Source organism: Stenotrophomonas sp. PS02300 (assembly GCF_029959395.1).
Classification (GTDB): domain Bacteria; phylum Pseudomonadota; class Gammaproteobacteria; order Xanthomonadales; family Xanthomonadaceae; genus Stenotrophomonas; species Stenotrophomonas maltophilia_AD.
Map to the genome: position 1 here is coordinate 1 of NZ_JASCOP010000237.1, position 1,717 is coordinate 1,717.

Annotated in this window: 1 protein-coding gene; it reads right to left on the reverse strand. The window is 65.3% G+C overall.

The window, feature by feature from the left end:
- Positions 1–79: 79 nt before the first annotated feature.
- Positions 80–1,504: a replicative DNA helicase gene (locus QMX79_RS20690; protein ID WP_068852994.1), complete on the reverse strand. Its 1,425-nt coding sequence runs from the start codon at positions 1,502–1,504 to the stop codon at positions 80–82.
- Positions 1,505–1,717 lie beyond the last annotated feature (213 nt).

Here is a 1,717-nt window from a genome sequence, read left to right on the forward strand (position 1 = left end):
CGTACCGACCAACGGGCGGCACCTACCGCCGGGCTGACCTACCGGGGTAGCGCACGACCGTTGGTCGTGCGCCCGCCCATTATTCGAACGAACCGACCGAATCGTGCGAGAGGTTGTCGAAACGGGTGTATTCGCCGAAGAACTTGAGCTTGCACGAGCCGGTCGGGCCGCCTCGGTGCTTGCCGATGATGATCTCGGCCAGGCCCTTGTCCGGGGAATTTTCCTTGTTGTAGTAATCGTCGCGGTAGATGAACACGATCATGTCCGCGTCCTGCTCGATTGCGCCGGATTCGCGAAGGTCGGCCATCACCGGGCGCTTGTCGGTTCGGGTTTCCAGCGAGCGGTTGAGCTGCGACAGCGCGATCACCGGCACGTTCAGTTCCTTGGCCAGGCCCTTGAGCGAACGCGAGATTTCCGAGATTTCGGTCGCGCGGTTTTCGCTGTTGCCCGGCACGCTCATCAGCTGCAGGTAGTCGATCACGATCAGGCCCAGGTCGTGCTCGCGCTTGAGGCGGCGGCACTTGGAGCGCAGGATCTCCGGCGACACGCCCGGCGTATCGTCGATGAAGATCTTGGTTTCCTTCAGCATGCGGATGGCGCCGGTGACCCGGCTCCAGTCCTCGTCTTCCAGCTGGCCGGTACGCAGGCGCTGGGCGTTGATGCGGCCATTGGAGGAAATCAGGCGCATCGCCAGCTGCGAGGCCGACATTTCCATCGAGAACACCGCCACGCCCTTCTTGGACTTGATGGCGGCGTATTCGGCGATGTTCAGCGCGAACGTGGTCTTGCCCATGGCCGGACGCGCGGCCAGGATGATCAGGTCGGTCGGCTGCAGGCCGGCGGTCATCGCGTCGAAATCGGCATAGCCGGTGGGCAGGCCGGTGATGTTGCCGCCGTTCTCGAAGCGGTTGCGCAGCTCTTCGAAGGCATCCTTCAGCGCGCCGGGCATCGCCACGAAATCGGTGCGGCCACGCGCGCCCTGCTCGGCGATGGCGAATACGGATTTTTCCGCCGCCGACAGCAGTTCGCTGCTCTCGCGGCCTTCGGGCTGGAAACCATCGTTGACGATGTCGGTGCCGACCTGGATCAGCTGCCGCAGCACCGCCTTGTCGCGCACGATCTCGGCATAGGCCGAGATGTTGGCCGCCGACGGCGTGGTGCTGGCCAGTTCGATCAGGTAGGCGCCGTCGCCGACCAGCTCCATCTTGCCCTGCGATTCGAACCACTCGCCGAGGGTCACCGCATCGAACGGCCGGTCGCGCTCGGACAGCTCGCGGATCGCGCGGTAGATGGTCTGGTGGTCGCGCCGGTAGAAGTCGGTTTCGGTCAGCTGGTCGTTGATCCGGTCATAGCTTTCCGGGGCCAGCATCAAGCCGCCCAGCACCGCCTGTTCGGCCTCGATCGAATGCGGAGGCACGCGCAGCGCGTCGATGCGCATCTCGTCGCGATCAAAGCGGTCACCGCGGTCTTTGCGGTCGGAACGGAAGCCGGAGCGGGCGGACATGAGGGGGTGTTCTTCCTGCAGAGTGGAGCGTGGGACATGGTAGGCACGGAGCGGCCGCCACAGCCATGCACAACCCTGTGGATAAGCGGTGGATAGCGGTGCGCACCAAGCGAGGGCGGCACGACCAACGGTCGTGCCCTACCGGTTGCAGTTCCGGACGAAAACCGACCATGCCGGGTAGCGGGGGGGCCCGCGGGGGGGGGGGGGGGTGGC

Coding starts and splice junctions, on each gene's coding strand:
- QMX79_RS20690 (WP_068852994.1), bottom strand. CDS start 1,504: ATGTCCGCCCGCTCCGGCTTCCGTTCCGACCGCAAAGACCGCGGTGAC.